Origin of the sequence: Lentzea sp. NBRC 105346 (genome assembly GCF_030269605.1) — a bacterium.
GTDB lineage: Bacteria > Actinomycetota > Actinomycetes > Mycobacteriales > Pseudonocardiaceae > Lentzea.
In genome coordinates this window covers 1-16572 of sequence record NZ_BSTQ01000020.1, presented here as the reverse complement: position 1 = coordinate 16572, position 16572 = coordinate 1, and the positions used below count along the sequence as shown (strand labels likewise).

Genomic DNA, 16572 nt, shown 5'->3' with positions numbered 1-16572 from the left:
CAGCGGCCCGCCTCCCGCATCGAATCACGCTCATTGGGTACCCTCCCCCGCGTGCATCTCAAGAGCCTGACGCTGAAGGGCTTCAAATCCTTCGCCTCGGCTACCACGCTCCGCTTCGAGCCGGGCATCACCTGTGTTGTCGGCCCCAACGGGTCCGGCAAGTCCAACGTGCTCGACGCGCTGAAGTGGGTGATGGGCACGCAGGGCGCCAGGGACCTGCGCGGCGGCAAGATGGAGGACGTCATCTTCGCTGGCACGTCCGGCCGCGCGCCGCTCGGTCGCGCCGAGGTGACGCTGACGATCGACAACTCGGACGGCGCGCTGCCGATCGAGTACACCGAGGTGTCGATCACCCGCCGGATGTTCCGCGAGGGCGCGACCGAGTACGAGATCAACGGCAACTCGTGCCGCCTGATGGACATTCAGGAGCTGCTGAGCGACTGCGGCCTCGGCCGCGAGATGCACGTCATGGTCGGCCAGGGCCAGCTCGCGTCCATTCTGGAGTCCAAGCCCGAGGAGCGCCGCGCCTACATCGAAGAGGCCGCCGGCGTCCTGAAACACCGCAAGCGCAAGGAAAAGGCGCTGCGCAAGCTCGAGGCGATGCAGGCGAACCTCACCCGCCTCACCGACCTCACCGCCGAGCTGCGCCGCCAGCTCAAGCCGCTCGGCAAGCAGGCCGAGATCGCCCGGCGCGCACAGGTCGTCCAGGCCGAGCTGCGCGACTCACGGTTGCGCCTGCTCGCCGACGACCTCGTGACGCAACGGGACGCGCTCGCCCAGGAAGAGGCCGACGAGGCGCAGGCCCGCGTCCGCCGCGGCGAGGTCGAGAAGTCGTTGCAGGCCGCGCAGTACCAGCAGAACGAGCTCGAGGAGATGGTCGCGGCCGACGCGCCCAAGCTCCAGGCCGCGCAGGACACTTGGTACCGGCTGTCCGCTTTGGAGGAACGCCTCCGCGGCACCGTGCGGCTCGCCGTCGAACGCGCCCGCCACCTGTCCGCCGAGGTCGAGGCACCGCGCGGTGGCCGCGACCCCGAGCAGCTGGAGGCCGAGGCCGAGGAGATCGCCCAGACGGAGCTGGAGCTTCAGGAGGGCGTGACCGAGGCGCGCATCGCGCTGGCCGAGGCCGTCGAGACGCGGTCCGAACTGGAGCGCATGGTCTCCGCCGCCGAGAAGGCGCACATCGCCGCCGTGCGCGCGATCGCCGACCGCCGCGAGGGCCTCGCCCGGCTCTCCGGTCAGGTGGAGGCGTTGCGCAGCAAGACGAACGCGACCGCCGAGGAGATCGAGCGGCTGTCCGTTTCGCTGGCCGAGGCCGTCGAACGCCAGGAGTTCGCCGCCCAGGAACTGGCCGAGGCGCGCGAGGTCACCGGCACCGAGGACGAGGACGACCAGGGCCTCGACGAACGCCACCGGCACGCCGTGCAGGCCAACGACGCGGCCAAGGCGCGCGTCGAGGAGCTTGTGAAGGCCGAACGCACCGCGGAACGCGACATCGCGTCGTGGAAGGCGCGCGTCGAGGCGTTGTCGCTCGGCCTGACCCGCAAGGACGGCGCCGGCGCGCTGCTGGCGGCCGGTGCGCAGATCCCCGGCCTGCTCGGTTCCGTCGCCGCGTTGCTGACCGTCGACCCCGGCTACGAGGTCGCGCTCGCCGCCGCGCTGGGCCCGATCGCCGACGCCGTCGCGGTCTCGTCCGGCTCCGACGCGCTCGCGGCGCTGAAGCTGTTGAAGGAGAAGGACGCCGGCCGCGCCGGTGTCCTCATCGGTTCCTCTGGGTCCACTGTGGACACCTCTGCCTGGGGCTCCCTGCCTTACGGCGCGAGGTGGGCCGTCGAGGTCGTGCACGCGCCCGAGGCGTTGCGCCCGGCGCTGTACAAGGCGCTCGACCGGGTGGCCGTGGTCGACTCGCTGGAGGCCGCACAGTCGTTGTCCGTTCGCGCGGTGACGCGTGAGGGCGACATCTTCGGCCCGGACTGGGCGATCGGCGGCTCGCAGCGTTCGCAGAGCGTCATCGAGGTGCAGGCCGCGGTCGACGAGGCCGAGCAGGCCCTGGCCGCCGCCGAACGCGAGTTGGAACACGCCTCCGCCGCCCTGGAGGGCGCGCGGGCCGAGCAGCAGGCGCGCCGCGCCGAGGTCGGTGCCCTCAAGGACGCGCAGCAGGAGGCCAAGGTCCGCCAGGCCCGCTCCGGTGAGCGCCTCAACCGCATGGCCGCGGCCGTGCGGTCCGCGGAGGCCGAGGTCGAACGCATCCGCGGTCAGCGCTTGAAGGTGGAACAGTCGCGCGAAGAGGCTTTGCTCCAGCTCGGCGAGCTGGAGGAGCGGCTGCTCATGGCCGAGGAGGAGCAGACCCTCGAGGACGAGCCCGACACCGAGCACCGCGACCAGCTCTCGAACGAGCTTGCCGGCGCACGCCAGGCCGAGATGGACGCCCGGCTCGTGCTGCGCACCGCCGAGGAACGTTTCCGCGCGTTGCAGGGCAAGGCGGACGGCCTGCGCCGCGCCGCCCGCGCCGAGCGCGAGGCCCGCGAACGCGCGTCCCGAGCCATGGCCGCCCGCCGTCGTGGCGCGACCGTCGCCCAGGCCGTCGTCGACGGCGGCGAGATCGCGCTGGCGCGCATCGAGGTCTCGCTGCAGCGCGCCGCGCGGGAACGTGACGTCGCCCAGGAACGCCGCGCCCAGCGCGAACTGCTGCTGACCCAGGTGCGCGGCCTCGTGCGCGAGATGTCCACCGAGCTGGAGAAGCTGACCGACGCCGTGCACCGCGACGAGGTGCTGCGGGCCGAGCAGCGGATGCGCATCGAGCAGCTCGAGACCAAGATCGCCGAGGACTTCGGCATGGGTCTCGACGACCTCGTGGCCGAGTACGGCCCCGACGTCCTCGTGCCGCCGTCCGCGCAGGAGATGTCCGAGTACGAGGCGGCCAAGGAGCGTGGCGAGGACGTCACGGCTCCGCAGCCGGTGCCGTACGACCGCGACACCCAGGCCCGCCGTGCCAAGCGCGCCGAACGCGACCTGTCCACGCTGGGCAAGGTCAACCCGCTGGCGCTGGAGGAGTTCGCGGCGCTGGAGGAGCGCTACAAGTTCCTCTCCAACCAGCTCGAGGACATCAAGGCCACGCGGCGCGACCTGCTGACCGTCGTGAAGGAGGTGGACGACAAGATCCTCGAGGTCTTCACGTCCGCCTACGAGGACGTGGCCCGTGAGTTCGAGATCGTCTTCAAGGTCCTGTTCCCCGGCGGCGAGGGCCGGCTGATCCTCACCGAGCCCGAGGACATGCTGACCACGGGCATCGAGCTCGAAGCCCGGCCGCCCGGCAAGAAGGTCAAGCGGCTGTCGCTGCTGTCCGGTGGCGAGAAGTCCCTCGCGGCCGTCGCGATGCTGGTGGCGATCTTCCGCGCCCGCCCCTCGCCCTTCTACGTGATGGACGAGGTCGAGGCGGCGTTGGACGACACCAACCTGCACCGCCTGATCTCGTTGTTCGAGCAGCTGCGGGAACGGTCGCAGCTGCTGATCATCACGCACCAGAAGCCGACCATGGAGATCGCCGACGCGCTGTACGGCGTCTCCATGCGAGGTGACGGCATCAGCCAGGTGATCTCGCAGCGGCTGCGCTCGCGGGCGGACAACGAGCCGGAGCCCGTTGCCGCGGACCCGGAACCCGCTGCCGCGGACGAGCCGGCCGCCGCGCCGGTGGAGGCCTGACCGACCCGGCAGCGAAGGCGATCAGGAATCGAGAAGCGAGGTTCCCGAGCCGCACATAATGTTGCCGCCATGACAGACACACAGGGCATCAAAACCGTACTGCACCCCGTCTCTGACCTGGCGAAAGCCAAGGACGTGTACATCGCGCTGCTCGGCATCCAGCCGCAGGCCGACAGCGACTACTACGTCGGCTTCGACGTGGCCGGCCAGCACATCGGGCTGGTGCCGGGCAGCAAGATGACCGGACCGGTCGCCTACTGGCACGTGGACGACATCGAGGCGAAGCTGGCCGAGGTGACCGCGGCGGGTGCCGCCGTGCACGAGGCCCCGCGCAACGTCGGGGGCGGCCGGCTGGTGGCGACCTTCACCGACGCCGACGGCAACGTTCTGGGCCTCGTGCAGGACAAGTGAGGGAGAGACTCCGATGAGCAAGCACGTCGCCGACAGCCACGACCTGATCCGTGTGCACGGCGCCCGCGAGAACAACCTCAAGGACGTCAGCATCGAGATCCCGAAGCGGCGCCTGACGGTGTTCACCGGAGTCTCCGGCTCTGGCAAGAGCTCGCTGGTGTTCGACACGATCGCCGCCGAGTCGCAGCGGATGATCAACGAGACCTACAGCACCTTCGTGCAGGGCTTCATGCCGACACTGGCGCGGCCGGACGTCGACGTGCTCGACGGGCTGACCACGGCGATCATCGTCGACCAGCAGCGGATCGGGTCCGACCCCCGGTCCACGGTCGGCACGGCCACCGACGCGAACGCGATGCTGCGCATCCTGTTCAGCCGGCTCGGCAAGCCGCACATCGGGTCGGCGCAGGCGTTCTCGTTCAACGTCGCGTCGATCAGCGGCGCGGGCGCGGTCACGGTGGAGAAGGCCGGGCAGAAGATCAAGGAGCGGCGCAGCTTCAGCATCACGGGCGGCATGTGCCCGCGGTGTGAGGGCCGTGGCTCGATCAACGACATCGACCTGACCCAGGTCTACGACGAGGAGAAGTCGCTCAACGAGGGCGCGATCACCATCCCCGGCTACAGCATGGACGGCTGGTACGGCCGCATCTACCGGGGCTCCGGCTTCTTCGACCCGGACAAGCCGATCAAGAAGTTCACCAAGAAGCAGCTGCACGACCTGCTCTACAAGGAGCCGACCAAGATCAAGGTCGAGGGCATCAACCTGACCTACGCGGGGCTCGTCCCGCAGATCCAGAAGTCGTTCCTGTCCAAGGACATCGACGCTCTGCAGCCGCACATCCGCGCGTTCGTGGAGCGGATCGCGACGTTCTCGACGTGTCCCGACTGCGACGGCACGCGGCTGAGCGAGCTGGCCCGGTCGTCGAAGATCAAGAAGATCAACATCGCCGACGCGTGCGCCATGCAGATCAGCGACCTCGCGGAGTGGGTGCGGGGGCTGAAGGAACCGTCCGTCGCGCCGCTGCTCGCGAAGCTCGGGCACGCGCTCGACTCGTTCGTCGAGATCGGGCTCGGCTACCTCAGCCTCAACCGGGCGACCGGCACGCTCTCCGGCGGCGAGGCGCAGCGCACCAAGATGATCCGCCACCTCGGGTCGGCGCTCACCGACGTCACCTACGTCTTCGACGAGCCCACGATCGGCATGCACCCGCACGACATCCAGCGGATGAACTCACTGCTGGGGCGCCTGCGGGACAAGGGCAACACGGTGCTGGTCGTGGAGCACAAGCCCGAGACGATCGGGATCGCCGACCACGTCGTCGACCTCGGACCCGGCGCGGGCGCCGCGGGCGGCCAGGTGATGTTCGAGGGCACCGTCGAGGGCCTGCGGGCCAGCGGCACGATCACCGGGCGCCACCTGGACGACCGGGCGTCGCTGAAGTCGTCCGTGCGCGCTCGGACCGGCGTGCTCGAAGTGCGTGGCGCGAACACGCACAACCTGAAGAACGTCGACGTCGACATCCCGCTCGGCGTGCTCACCGTCATCACCGGCGTGGCGGGCTCGGGCAAGAGCTCGCTGATCCACGGCTCGGTGTCGAAGCGGGAGGGCGTCGTCACGGTCGACCAGACCCCGATCCGCGGCTCGCGGCGCAGCAACCCGGCGACCTACACCGGCCTGCTGGAACCGATCCGCAAGGCGTTCGCCAAGGCCAACGGCGTGAAGCCGGCCCTGTTCAGCGCCAACTCCGAGGGCGCCTGCCCGAACTGCAACGGCGCGGGCGTCATCTACACCGACCTGGCGATCATGGCGAGCGTCGCCACCACCTGTGACGTGTGCGAGGGCAAGCGGTTCGACGCGGGCGTGCTCGAGTACCACCTCGGTGGCCGCGACATCAGCGAGGTGCTCGCGATGTCGGTGACCGAGGCCGAGCGGTTCTTCGCGGAAGGCGACGCGCGCACTCCTGCCGCACATGCCGTCCTCGAACGGCTCGTCGCCGTGGGGCTCGGCTACCTCACCATCGGCCAGCCGCTCACCACGTTGTCCGGCGGCGAGCGGCAGCGGCTCAAGCTGGCCACCCACATGGCCGAGAAGGGCGGCGTTTACGTCCTCGACGAGCCGACCAACGGCCTGCACCTGGCCGACGTCGAACACCTGCTCGGGCTGCTCGACCGGCTCGTCGACGGCGGCAAGTCGGTCATCGTCATCGAGCACCACCAGGCCGTGATGGCGCACGCCGACTGGATCATCGACCTCGGGCCTGGCGCGGGCCACGACGGCGGCCGAATCGTGTTCGAGGGCACCCCAGCCGACCTGGTCGCCACCCGCCCAACCCTCACCGGCCAGCACCTGGCGGACTACATCGGCTAGCGAACGTGACGTTTGAGGACATCTATGTCTCTCAACATCACGTTCGCTGGTCAGCGGTGGCGGTCGAGCTCCCGCGCCTCTTCCGGCGTGGGAGCCGTGCCACCGAGGTGCACGGGCTGCCACCACTGGCCGGTGCCGTCGTCCGGGTAGGACGACTGGGCGCGGTCGAGGAGCTCCTGCATCTTCTTGCGCAGCAGCGCGTCACCGGAGTCGCCGGGGGAGGGCTCCATGGGCTCACCGATCAGGATCTTGACCGGAACGTGGCGCTGCGTCAGGTTCTTCGGGCGCCCCTTGGTCCACAGGCGCTGTGTGCCCCACAGGGCGACGGGGATCAACGGCACACCGGCCTCGTGCGCGAGGCGGTTGGCGCCGGACTTGATCTCCTTGACCGTGAACGAACGGCTGATCGTGGCCTCGGGGAAGATCCCGACGACCTCGCCGGAGCGGAGCGCGGCCAGTGCCTGCTGGTAGGACGCCTGGCCGGCGCTCCGGTCGACGGGAATGTGGTGCATCCCCCGCATCAGCGGGCCCGCGATCCGGTTCGCGAAGATCTCGTGCTTCGCCATGAACCGGGTCAGCCTGCCCGATGGCCGTGCGCCGTAACCCGCGAAGATGAAATCGAGGTAGCTGACGTGGTTGGACGCCAGCACGGCTCCGCCGGAGCCGGGGATGTGCTCCGGCCCCTCGATCTCGATCCGCAGGTCCAGCACCCGGAACATCGTCTTGGCGAGACCGATCACCGGGGGATACACGAGTTCTGCCATGGGACAGAACGGTAGCGGGAAAAGTTACTGGCCGGTAGCCGTGCTCTCGTGGTTCCGGATGACCCTGGGCACACCCGCGAGGTCCTCGTCGTTGCAGAGCAGCTTGAGGTCGTAGTAGGGGGCACCCTGCGTATCGTCGTAATCCAGGTGGATCGCGATCACGTCCACCGGTTCGCCCAGCCATTCCTGGGTGTCACGCAGCCAGGCCGCTGCACGTTCAAGTGCGGTGGGCAGGTCGTCGTCACGGAAACCGACCGGCCGATACGGGACACCTTGGACTTGGTCCCGCTGGTTCGCCGGCATGGGAAGGTCGACAGCCACCCCGGATTCGTCGAGATCGAGTTGGATCGTTTCCTCACTCACGTGAGAAGAGTCCCCCACCCTCAGGTGGCCTGCAAGCCCGAATTCGGTGCTCGTCCCATGCGCCGTCCGCGATCACCACCCGGTAGCGGAGCCGCAGCACGGCGTTCGCGGCCAGCGCCACCTCCTCGTGGAAGAACGGTGCAGGGCATACCGCCGCGAAGGGTTCGGAGCGGACGAACCAGCAGGTCGGAGTGGGTGCGAGGAACACCAGCGTGGCCTGCGGGGTGACGAACGCGAGCCACCGGGAAAACTCACCCATTCGGGCGCCCAGGACTCGTCCACCCGTGAACGACGCGGGGCCGCGCCACAGCAGACCGCCGTAGCCCGCGTCCGGCCGGCCGTTGGTCGTCGGGCTGCCGAAGATCAGCGGGGTCGTGGTCGTGTTGCGGATCTCCGTGGCGAAGTCGAGGGACCAGTGGTCGGCGTTCGTCGAGGTCTCGACCGTGCGGATCTCCGACGCCACGTGCTCGCCCGGCTCGGTGAGCCACGTCAGCCGTTCGCGGAAGCCCTCCACCGTGCGGTGGTCGAACCCGTCGTGCCGCATCGTCCCGTTGTTGGGCAGCTGCACGTAACCCTGGTTGCGCACGAACGTCGGGCCGCCCCAGAAGTTCGCCGCGCCGACGTGTGCGATCGCCAGTGACAGGCCGGTGTGCCACGGGTGGTCGGGCGGGCGAACGCCGGTCACCTCGACCCCGTTGCGGGTGAACAGGTTGAAGTACGGTCGTTGTCCACTGTGGACATAGGTGTAGTTCATCCCAGCACCACCGGCAGCTCGGCGAGTCCGCTCACGAGCACCCTGCGCCACTCCAGCTCCTCAGCGGGCTTGGCGAGCTTCAGGTGCGGGAACCGTGTTCGCAGCGCCCGCAACGACTCCTGCAGCTCGATCCGGGCCAGCTGCGCACCCAGGCAGAAGTGCGGTCCGGCGCCGAACGACAGGTGCTGGTTGCTTTGTCTCCCGAGATCCAGCTCGTCGGGATCTTCGAACGCCCGCGGGTCGCGGTTGGCGGCGTTCAACGCGGCCATCACGCCCTCGCCCTCGCGGACGAGCTGTCCTGCGACCTCGACGTCCTCGATCGCCACCCGCAGCTGGCCGACCTCGCTGAACCTGTTGTAGCGCAACAGTTCCTCGACGGCCAACTCGAAGTCGGTGAGCCCCTCCCAGAGGTCGAACCGCAGCAACGTCGCCACGCACGACGCGATCTGGTTCGCGGACGTCTCGTGCCCGGCCACCAGCAGGTTGACGCCGAACGCCACCAGCTCGTCGTGACTCAGCTCAGCGGCCAGTTCGCCCAGCAGTCCCGTGGTGTTCAGCCCGGCCATGTAGGCCTGCATGTCCGTCATCGCGGTGTCGACGCGCTCGCGGTCGCCCGGTGACATGCTGTACCCGAGCTCGGTCCACTCGCGGAACCGGTCGCGGTCCTCGTACGGCACGCCGAGCAGCTCGCAGATCACCTGGATCGGTAACGGCAACGCGAACAGCTCCCGCAGGTCCGCGCCGTCACCGGCTCTTGCCACGTCCTCGGCCAGCTCCTCGGCCAGCTTCCGGATCCACGGTCTGGTCTGCTCGATCCGCCGGTGCGCGAAGACCGGCGACACCAGCCGGCGCAGTCTCGTGTGCTCGGGCGGGTCGGTGGTCGTGAGGCTGCTCGGCAACGGCTTCGCGAGCGCCACCCGCGGTGCGCCGTCCTTGACCACGGCCGCGCGGGAGAACCGCGGGTCCGCCAGCACGAACCGCACGTCGGCGTACCGCGCCACGAGCCACACCTCGGCGCCCGCGAGCGTGCGGACGCGGGCGATCGGTTGCTCCTCCCGTAGCCGCGCCCACATCGGAGACGGATCGATCTGGAACGCGTCGGCGAACGGGATGTCGATCGTCATGCCTCGACCCTAGGACCCCCAGGAAGAGGGTCGTGAGTGGTTTCCGTCGTCATAGCGACGGAAACCACTCACGACAGTTCCCACTTATCCACAGATCGCTCCGCCCCCAAGCCGCGACCGTGCGTCTCAGGCCAGCTTGTACTCATGACCTTTGAGGAGCCGTTTGACAAGTTCGGCCTGGCTAGTACTGCACAGCTCATCAGTGGTGGCGTCACCGAGGCGCAATGGCGGGCGCACGTGAGAGCCCGTCGCTGGCAACACGTGCTACGCAACGTGTACGCCTGCTTCACCGGTGCATTGCCCCGTGATGCTCAGCTGAAAGCCGCGTTGCTGCACGCGGGCGAGCCGGCTGCCCTCAGCCATCGGACAGCCGCTGAGGAATGGGGTTTTCTGAAGCCGTCTGATGGGGGACCCGTGCATGTGACAGTGCCGTACACGTGTTCAGCGATCTCAAAGCCGCCATTCGTGCAACTTCACCGTTCTCGGGCGTTTCGGTTCATCCGTGTCGAGCTCGAGCCGATGCCCCGTACGATCGTCGCCGCCACGGTCGTGGATCTCGCTGTGGCGGAGCCCACCGAGGGCGAGGCTCGACTGACATTGGTGTCGCTTGCCGGCCGGGCTGGGCTGCCGGTCGGTCAGCTTATGCACGAGATGCAGGTGCGTAAGCCCCGTCGGTACCGCAAGGCGCTTGAGGAAGCCGCAGCTGCGTTCGCCGATGGCGCGACGTCCGCTCTGGAGTACGAGTACCTGACTCGCGTCGAACTCGCACATGACCTTCCGAGTGCACAGCGGCAGACGCCGTTCGCGGTCGATGGACGCACTCTGTTCGAGGACGTCACGTATGACCATCTTGGTATCGCTCTGACCGTCCGCTTGGACGGCAAGGAGTACCACGCGATTCCTGGAGTCGCCTTTCGTGATCGCCGTCGGGACAACGCGGCTGAGTTGAAGGGCCGGGCACGCCTCACCTACGGCTGGCACGACGTGCATCGGGACCCGTGCTCAGTCGCACATGAAGTCGCGGCCGTACTCCGTCGAGAGGGGTGGACCGGGGAGGTGAGGGCCTGTGGGCGGTGCAGGGTCGTGAGTGGTTTCCGTCGTCATAGCGACGGAAACCACTCACGACAGCGACCAGCGCCAGCGTTCCCGGCGGGGAAGATCGCCCAATGCGATCCGCCCGTTGCACCAAAGCAGGGTCTCCCAGGGCTCGTGCCCGGTCGGCGCATCGGGAAACAGTCGCGCCACGGTCAGCGCCGCGATGTCGGCCGGGGGAGTGAACGGAACCCTGACGGAGGCGTCGTAGGTGTGTACGAGTAGCTCGTCGCAGCCCATGGCGGCGAACCCGGACGCGTCGGCGAGGCCGTACGGATGCCAGCCGACGGTGTCCGGCGGTGATGACTCCAGCATCCGCACGAGCACCGTCCCGTAGACCGAGACGCTCCGCACGAGGTCGGCGGGCGTCGCGTCCGGCTTCACATTCGGGTCCAGAGTCGAGAGCTCGGTGGGGCCGGCCACGAAGTCCGTGGCGTACCAGAGCAGCCCTTCCGCGAGGTGCGCGACCGCTTGCGCGACAGTCCAGTCCAGGCCGGGGATCTGAACCGACCAGTCGTCGTCCAGCGAAGAGAGATGCGAAACGCACAGGTCAAGGGTCCGGATCAGGCACGTCGTGTCCATGGGTGAAAACTCTCTCGCTTCCTGGTGCCCGGCGGGCGACTATTCCGACATGTACGACATCCGTTTCGCCGAACCGGGCGATCTCAGTGCCGCGCTGGCGCTGCTCGTCCGGCTCCAGGCCGACACCGCGCACCACATCGGCTACCTCGGTGAGACCGTCGAAGCCCTCTCCGAGGAGCTCGCCGAGTTCGAACCCGACTGGTCGTCGTGTTCCGTAGTGGCGACCGACGAGTCGGGCCGGCTCGCGGGGTTCCTCAGCGTGGAGATCGACTCCAAGCTGCGCCGGGCGTGGCTGCACGGGCCGTTCGTCGACGTACCCCTCAACCATCCGGCGGGCAGCCGGATCTGGGACCAGACGGCCGACGCGCTCTTCGTCAAGGCGCGGGAGATCCTCGACGACATCACCGACCACGAACTCTACGGACACACGAACCACCGCCGGCTCGCCGCGTTCGCGCAACGCCACGGCTTCACCGCCGGGAAAGCCAGCAGCATCTACCTACTCGACAACGGCGCGCTGCGCACTCTGTTGCTGCGCGACGCCAACTACTCCGCCACCCACGAAATGCGCGTGCTGCCAACGGATCCGGCGGTTCACGAGGCCGTCGCCGTGTTGCACGAGCGATGTTTCCCGCACTCCTACATGTCCGGGCGCCAGCTCGTCGACGGCACCAAGAACCGCACGGTCGTCGTCGCGATGGACGGTCAACGCGTCCTCGGGTACGCGGGCGGCAAGGCGCAGCCCGAGGAGTACTACGTCGACTTCGTCGCCGTCGAACCGGACGCGCGCGGTCAGGGCATCGGCGCCCAGCTCGTCACCGAGCTGCTGTGGAAGCTCGCCTGCGACCAGGGCGCCCGGCCGCAGGCCGCCGCGTCGATCCTGGCGGGCAACGAGTCCAGCCGGCGCATGTTCGGCCGCCTCGGGTTCCGCCTGCACCTGGAACTAGTCGCCTACCGACACGCGTCCTAGGCCGCCTGAGCCGCGGCGGCCTCCTCGACATCGGGCCGCCGCGGCTTGTGCCGCAAAGACAGCAGTCCACCGACGATCAGCGTGACCGCCACGCCGAGCGGCGTGTTCCACCAGCCGGACAGCGACAGGACCTTCTTCGCGGCGTTGGCCCGGCTGAAGTCGATCGTGAGCGTCTGCGCGTCACCGACGAACTTCACGCCGAGGATCACGAAACCCACGACCAGCACGGTCGTCACGAACGCGATGATCGCGTCGGACTGACTGGCCTTCTTGAAGATCAGCCCGAGCAGGAACGCGCCGAGCAGCGCGCCGTAGGTGTAGCCGGCGATGCCGAGCGCTTGCACCACGATCGGGTCCGACGTCTTCGCGTTGCCCGACGCGAACAGCCCGGCGCACACGATGAGCAGACCGGCCCACACCAGCGTCCACACGCGGCCGTGCTTGAGCCGTTCCTCGTCGGTCATCGGCGTCTTGCGGATCCGTTCGTAGACGTCCGTGACGGTCGAGGAGGCCAAGGCGCCCAAGGAAGAACTGAGTGCCGCCGCCAGGATGCCCGCGATCACGAAGCCTGAGACACCGCTCGGCAACTCGGTGACGATGAAGTGCGCGAACAGCTCGTCCTTGTTGTTGAGCTTCAGATCCTTCACCGGATCGACGCCCTTGTAGAACGCCCACATCATCACGCCGATGAACAGGAAGAACGCGAACTGCAGGAACACCACGACACCGCTGGCGATCAACGCCTTCTGCGACGCCTTCACGTCCCGCGTCGCCATCAGCCGCTGCACGATCAGCTGGTCCGCGCCGTGCGACGCCATCGACAGCAACGCGCCGCCGAAGAACGCCGCCAGGAACGGGTAGGCGCCCGTCAGCGGCGACGAGGTGAAGTCGAGGATCTGGAACTTGTTGGCGTCGAAGGCCTTGCCGAACCAGCCGTCGGGCAGTTTGCCCGCGAGCACCCAGATCACGCCGACTCCGCCGAGCACGTACCAGAGCATCTGGATCGCGTCGACCCACACGACCGCGCGCACGCCGCCGAAGAAGCTGTAGAAGACCATCGCCAGGCCGAGGACGACCACGATCGTCCAGTACCCCGCGCTGACGCCGTACGCGGCGAGCACGACCTTGATCGGGATCGCCGTGGCGAAGAGCCGGATGCCGTCCGCGAGCAGGCGGGTGAACAGGAACGTCACCGACGCGGTCGCGCGCATCCCGTCGCCGTAGCGCTTGCCGAGGAAGGCGTACGCCGTCACGAGGTCGCCCGCGATGTACTTGGGCAGCAACACGAACGACACGACGATCCGGCCGACGATGTACCCGAGCGCGAGCGTCAGGTACGTCATGCCGCCCTGCGCCGGTGTCGCCAGGTACGCCACGACCGGCACGCTCAGCACGGTCAGCGTGGACGTCTCCGCGGACACGACCGAGAGGCACACCACCCACCAGGAGATCTTGCTCTCGCTGACGAAGTAGTCCGTCGCCGACTTCTGCCGTCCGCCGATCCACACGCCGAGCAACGGCATGCCCACCAGGAACAGGGCGATGATGGCGAGGTCAAGAGCGCGCACTTGTTCCTCCGATACGCAGTCTGGTCACAGCGGTCGTCACCGGCTCGGGCAGCCGCAGCGGCGCGGCCCCAGGGGTGATGCTGCCGAGTAGTCGTGGACCGGACGCGCCGGTCGCGCTGGGTGTGTTGGCCGGAACACCGTGCCATGTCAGGAATCCCAGCAGTGCGGCGAGGTAGGCCTCCTTGCCGTCGCGGGGCAGCCCCAGGGAGTCGCTGCTGCGCAACGGGATCGGGTGCAGCGCCCGTTCGAGTGCCTTGGCCAGCACCGGGTTGCGCAGGCCGCCTCCGGACGCGACCACGACGCCCGCGCCGTGGGAACGGCAGGCGTCCGCGACCGTCACCGCGGTCAGCTCGGTGAGCGTGGCGAGCAGGTCCTCGGCCTGGGTGGTGGGCAGTCCGGCGAGGGTGAGGTACTCGGCGTTGAAGTACTCCTTGCCGGTCGACTTGGGCGGCTTCTCCGCGTAGTACGGGTCGCCGGCCAGCTTGGCGAGGATCTCCGGCCGCACCTTGCCGCGCGCGGCGAACTCCCCGTCGGTGTCCTGGCGGACCCGTCCGCCGGAGAGCACCTCCATGGCCGCGTCCAGCAACGCGTTGCCGGGCCCCGTGTCGTAGGCGATCGTCGGTTCGCCGGGGGAGACCACGGTGATGTTCGCGATGCCGCCGATGTTCAACGCCACCGCCGGCTTCCCGGTGCTTCGGGCCAGCTCGCCGAGCCACAACGCGTCGAGCGTGCTCGCCAGCGGCGCCCCCTGCCCGCCCGCCGCCACGTCACGCGTACGCAGGTCGCTCACCACCGGCAGGCCCGTCCGTTCGGCGATCCACGCGGGCTGCCCGAGCTGCAGCGTGCCGAGGCACTTCCCGTCGTAGATCTCGTGGTGCACCGTCTGCCCCAGCGAGCACACCAGGTCCGCGGGCAGATATCCCGCCGCGACGTCGCCGAACGCCTGACCCAGCCGCGTGTCCAGCTCGCACATCCCGGCCAGCTCGCGCGGCAGCGGCCGCAGGTCCTCGGGAAACGGGTGCTCGGCGTGTTCCACCGGCACGAGCTCGACCAGGTCGCCCGTTATGGACAGGTCGGCGACGGCCACGTCGATGCCGTCCATCGAGGTCCCCGAGATCAGTCCGATCACCCTCACGACCTGTGGTCTATTCCACACAGATGTCCGACGCAAGTACGTAGGTTAAATCTTTGCCGGATTGTTCGCTATGTAGTTGAGGGGTCACGTATTGGTCCGTGAAAGGATGACCGCGTGTCGACGTCGTCTCTGATCTTGATCGTTGTCATCGTCGCGGTGGTCCTGCTGGCCGCGCTGGTGACCGGTGTCGTGCTGACCCGCCGCAGGCGGATCAGCCTGACCGAGGCGAAGAAGGAGACCAAGTCCGGCTACCAGGCCGACTCGGGCGTCACCTTCGCCGCCCCGGAGAAGCCGGTGCACCCCGTCGAAGACCGCCCGGAGGTCGACGGCCAGCCCGGCGTGGGCGACGACGCCTCGGTCCCGCGCGACTCGGTCAAGCGCGGCTTCGTCGAGGTCGACCTGCCGGAGGCCGCCTCCGAGGTCGAGGAGATCGAACCCACCGCGGGCCGCCTGGAGCGCCTGCGCTCCCGCCTGTCGCGCTCGCGTTCCACGCTCGGCCAGGGCCTGCTCGGCCTGCTCGGCGCGGGCGACCTGGACGAGGACTCGTGGACCGACGTCGAGGACACCCTGCTGATGGCGGACCTGGGCGCGGCGACGTCCCTGGAGATCGTGTCTTCGCTGCGCTCGGAACTGGCTTCACGCGGCGTGCGCTCGGCTGACGAGGCCCGGTCCGTGCTGCGTTCGGTGCTGGTCGAGGCGCTGCACCCTGAGATGGACCGGTCCGTGCACGCGCTGCCGCATTCCGGCAAGCCTGCGGTGGTTCTGGTGGTCGGTGTCAACGGCGTCGGTAAGACGACTACGACTGGCAAGCTCGCCCGAGTTTTGGTGGCTGACGGGCGCACAGTGCTGCTGGGTGCTGCGGACACGTTCCGCGCCGCTGCTGCTGATCAGTTGGAGACCTGGGGTAAGCGGGTTGGTGCGGACACCGTGCGCGGGCCCGAGGGGGGTGACCCCGCGTCCGTGGCGTTCGACTCCGTGAAGAAGGGGATGGATCTCGGGGTCGACACCGTGTTGATCGACACCGCTGGCCGGCTGCACACCAAGACCGGGCTCATGGATGAGCTCGGCAAGGTCAAGCGGGTGGTCGAGAAGCAGGCCGTGGTTGACGAGGTGCTGCTGGTGCTCGATGCCACTACCGGGCAGAACGGGCTCACTCAGGCTCGGGTGTTCGCCGAGGTCGTGAACATCACCGGGATCGTGCTCACCAAGCTGGACGGGACCGCCAAGGGCGGCATCGTGTTCCAGGTGCAGCGCGAGTTGGGGGTGCCGGTCAAGTTGGTTGGGCTTGGTGAAGGGGCGGACCACTTGGCGCCGTTCCAGCCCGAGGCATTCGTGGACGCGCTGCTGGGCTGAGGACTCGCAGGTGCTGAAGTGAGGACTCGCGTGGGGGGCGCCGAGCGGGGGCCGGGATTGTTGGGGCCGTGGCGTTGCCGGTCGGCTTGCGTTTGTGTTGACGCGGCGGCTTGTGTGGTGGGTTGCGTCGTGTGACTCGCTGACTTTTCTTGGCTGCCGGGTTCGTGCGTGGTTGCGCCTTGGCTGCCGGTTTCGTGCGTGGTCGCCTTTTACTGCTCGGGGCTCCGCCCCGGACCCCGGCTCAGCTCAAAGAGGGGCCCCTCCGTGGTGTCGTTTCGTAGTGGGTTGCGTTGGGGTGGTGGGCCCCTCCCGTCGCATCGCACCTGAGGCAGCCACATCCGAGACCCCAGGTCAAGCGAAAAGCGTGCTTGACCTGGGGTCTCGGATGC

General features: G+C 68.6%; 13 protein-coding genes. 5 read left to right on the top strand and 8 right to left on the bottom strand.

Going from position 1 to position 16572, the window contains the following annotated elements:
• Positions 1-51 precede the first annotated feature (51 nt).
• The 3 genes from smc to QSK35_RS34595 all read left to right on the top strand — a co-directional run bounded on the left by smc (position 52) and on the right by QSK35_RS34595 (position 6478).
• The gene (gene smc / locus QSK35_RS34605; RefSeq protein WP_285751898.1) at positions 52-3699 is read left to right on the top strand and encodes a chromosome segregation protein SMC; all 3648 of its coding nucleotides are present in this window, start codon (positions 52-54) and stop codon (positions 3697-3699) included.
• 69 nt (positions 3700-3768) lie between these two features.
• Complete coding sequence (locus tag QSK35_RS34600) at positions 3769-4110, top strand: VOC family protein (protein ID WP_285751897.1); 342 nt, start codon at positions 3769-3771, stop codon at positions 4108-4110.
• Between the two features lie 13 nt (positions 4111-4123).
• Positions 4124-6478, top strand: coding sequence for an ATP-binding cassette domain-containing protein (locus QSK35_RS34595; protein WP_285751896.1), 2355 nt, complete (start codon positions 4124-4126; stop codon positions 6476-6478).
• Positions 6479-6528: 50 nt separating this feature from the next.
• On the opposite strand, the gene QSK35_RS34590 is transcribed toward QSK35_RS34595, so the two are convergent.
• The 6 genes from QSK35_RS34590 to QSK35_RS34565 form a co-directional block, all read right to left on the bottom strand.
• Positions 6529-7242: a lysophospholipid acyltransferase family protein gene (locus QSK35_RS34590; RefSeq protein WP_285751895.1), complete on the bottom strand. Its 714-nt coding sequence runs from the start codon at positions 7240-7242 to the stop codon at positions 6529-6531.
• Positions 7243-7266: 24 nt separating this feature from the next.
• Positions 7267-7605 carry a hypothetical protein gene (locus tag QSK35_RS34585; RefSeq protein WP_285751894.1) on the bottom strand — a complete coding sequence of 113 codons (339 nt, stop codon included), beginning with the start codon at positions 7603-7605 and terminating at the stop codon, positions 7267-7269.
• On the bottom strand, positions 7598-8359 hold the full coding sequence (locus QSK35_RS34580) for a DUF6807 domain-containing protein (protein ID WP_285751893.1): 762 nt from the start codon (positions 8357-8359) through the stop codon (positions 7598-7600). The genes QSK35_RS34585 and QSK35_RS34580 overlap by 8 nt, the downstream gene beginning before the upstream one ends.
• Complete coding sequence (locus QSK35_RS34575) at positions 8356-9483, bottom strand: cytochrome P450 (RefSeq protein ID WP_285751892.1); 1128 nt, start codon at positions 9481-9483, stop codon at positions 8356-8358. Before QSK35_RS34575 ends, QSK35_RS34580 begins: the two co-directional genes overlap by 4 nt.
• 450 nt (positions 9484-9933) lie before the next feature.
• Entirely contained in the window at positions 9934-10332 is a 399-nt protein-coding gene (locus tag QSK35_RS34570) for a hypothetical protein (protein ID WP_285751891.1), read from the bottom strand.
• A 270-nt stretch (positions 10333-10602) separates the two neighbouring features.
• Positions 10603-11157, bottom strand: coding sequence for a maleylpyruvate isomerase N-terminal domain-containing protein (locus QSK35_RS34565; protein WP_285751890.1), 555 nt, complete (start codon positions 11155-11157; stop codon positions 10603-10605).
• Positions 11158-11206: 49 nt separating this feature from the next.
• Between QSK35_RS34565 and QSK35_RS34560 the strand changes: the two genes are divergently transcribed.
• Positions 11207-12127, top strand: a complete 921-nt coding sequence (locus tag QSK35_RS34560; protein WP_285751889.1) for a GNAT family N-acetyltransferase — start codon at positions 11207-11209, stop codon at positions 12125-12127.
• On the opposite strand, the gene QSK35_RS34555 is transcribed toward QSK35_RS34560, so the two are convergent.
• Together QSK35_RS34555 and QSK35_RS34550 are read right to left on the bottom strand one after the other, a co-directional pair.
• Positions 12124-13695 (bottom strand): sodium:solute symporter, encoded by a 1572-nt coding sequence (locus QSK35_RS34555; protein ID WP_285751888.1) that lies wholly within the window; start codon positions 13693-13695, stop codon positions 12124-12126. The two genes, QSK35_RS34560 and QSK35_RS34555, sit on opposite strands and share 4 nt — an antisense overlap.
• Positions 13682-14797 carry an anhydro-N-acetylmuramic acid kinase gene (locus tag QSK35_RS34550; RefSeq protein WP_285752104.1) on the bottom strand — a complete coding sequence of 372 codons (1116 nt, stop codon included), beginning with the start codon at positions 14795-14797 and terminating at the stop codon, positions 13682-13684. The genes QSK35_RS34555 and QSK35_RS34550 overlap by 14 nt, the downstream gene beginning before the upstream one ends.
• Before the next feature lie 147 nt (positions 14798-14944).
• On the opposite strand from QSK35_RS34550, the gene ftsY reads away from it, so the two are divergent.
• Complete coding sequence (gene ftsY, locus QSK35_RS34545) at positions 14945-16183, top strand: signal recognition particle-docking protein FtsY (protein WP_285751887.1); 1239 nt, start codon at positions 14945-14947, stop codon at positions 16181-16183.
• Positions 16184-16572 lie beyond the last annotated feature (389 nt).

Excerpts from the sequence above, each read along its gene's own strand:
- QSK35_RS34595 (WP_285751896.1), top strand. The coding sequence starts at position 4,124 with ATGAGCAAGCACGTCGCCGACAGCCACGACCTGATCCGTGTGCACGGC.
- QSK35_RS34550 (WP_285752104.1), bottom strand. The coding sequence starts at position 14,797 with ATGGACGGCATCGACGTGGCCGTCGCCGACCTGTCCATAACGGGCGAC.
- QSK35_RS34580 (WP_285751893.1), bottom strand. The coding sequence starts at position 8,359 with ATGAACTACACCTATGTCCACAGTGGACAACGACCGTACTTCAACCTG.
- QSK35_RS34575 (WP_285751892.1), bottom strand. The coding sequence starts at position 9,483 with ATGACGATCGACATCCCGTTCGCCGACGCGTTCCAGATCGATCCGTCT.
- QSK35_RS34590 (WP_285751895.1), bottom strand. The coding sequence starts at position 7,242 with ATGGCAGAACTCGTGTATCCCCCGGTGATCGGTCTCGCCAAGACGATG.
- QSK35_RS34565 (WP_285751890.1), bottom strand. The coding sequence starts at position 11,157 with ATGGACACGACGTGCCTGATCCGGACCCTTGACCTGTGCGTTTCGCAT.
- QSK35_RS34570 (WP_285751891.1), bottom strand. The coding sequence starts at position 10,332 with ATGGTCATACGTGACGTCCTCGAACAGAGTGCGTCCATCGACCGCGAA.
- QSK35_RS34600 (WP_285751897.1), top strand. The coding sequence starts at position 3,769 with ATGACAGACACACAGGGCATCAAAACCGTACTGCACCCCGTCTCTGAC.
- QSK35_RS34560 (WP_285751889.1), top strand. The coding sequence starts at position 11,207 with ATGTACGACATCCGTTTCGCCGAACCGGGCGATCTCAGTGCCGCGCTG.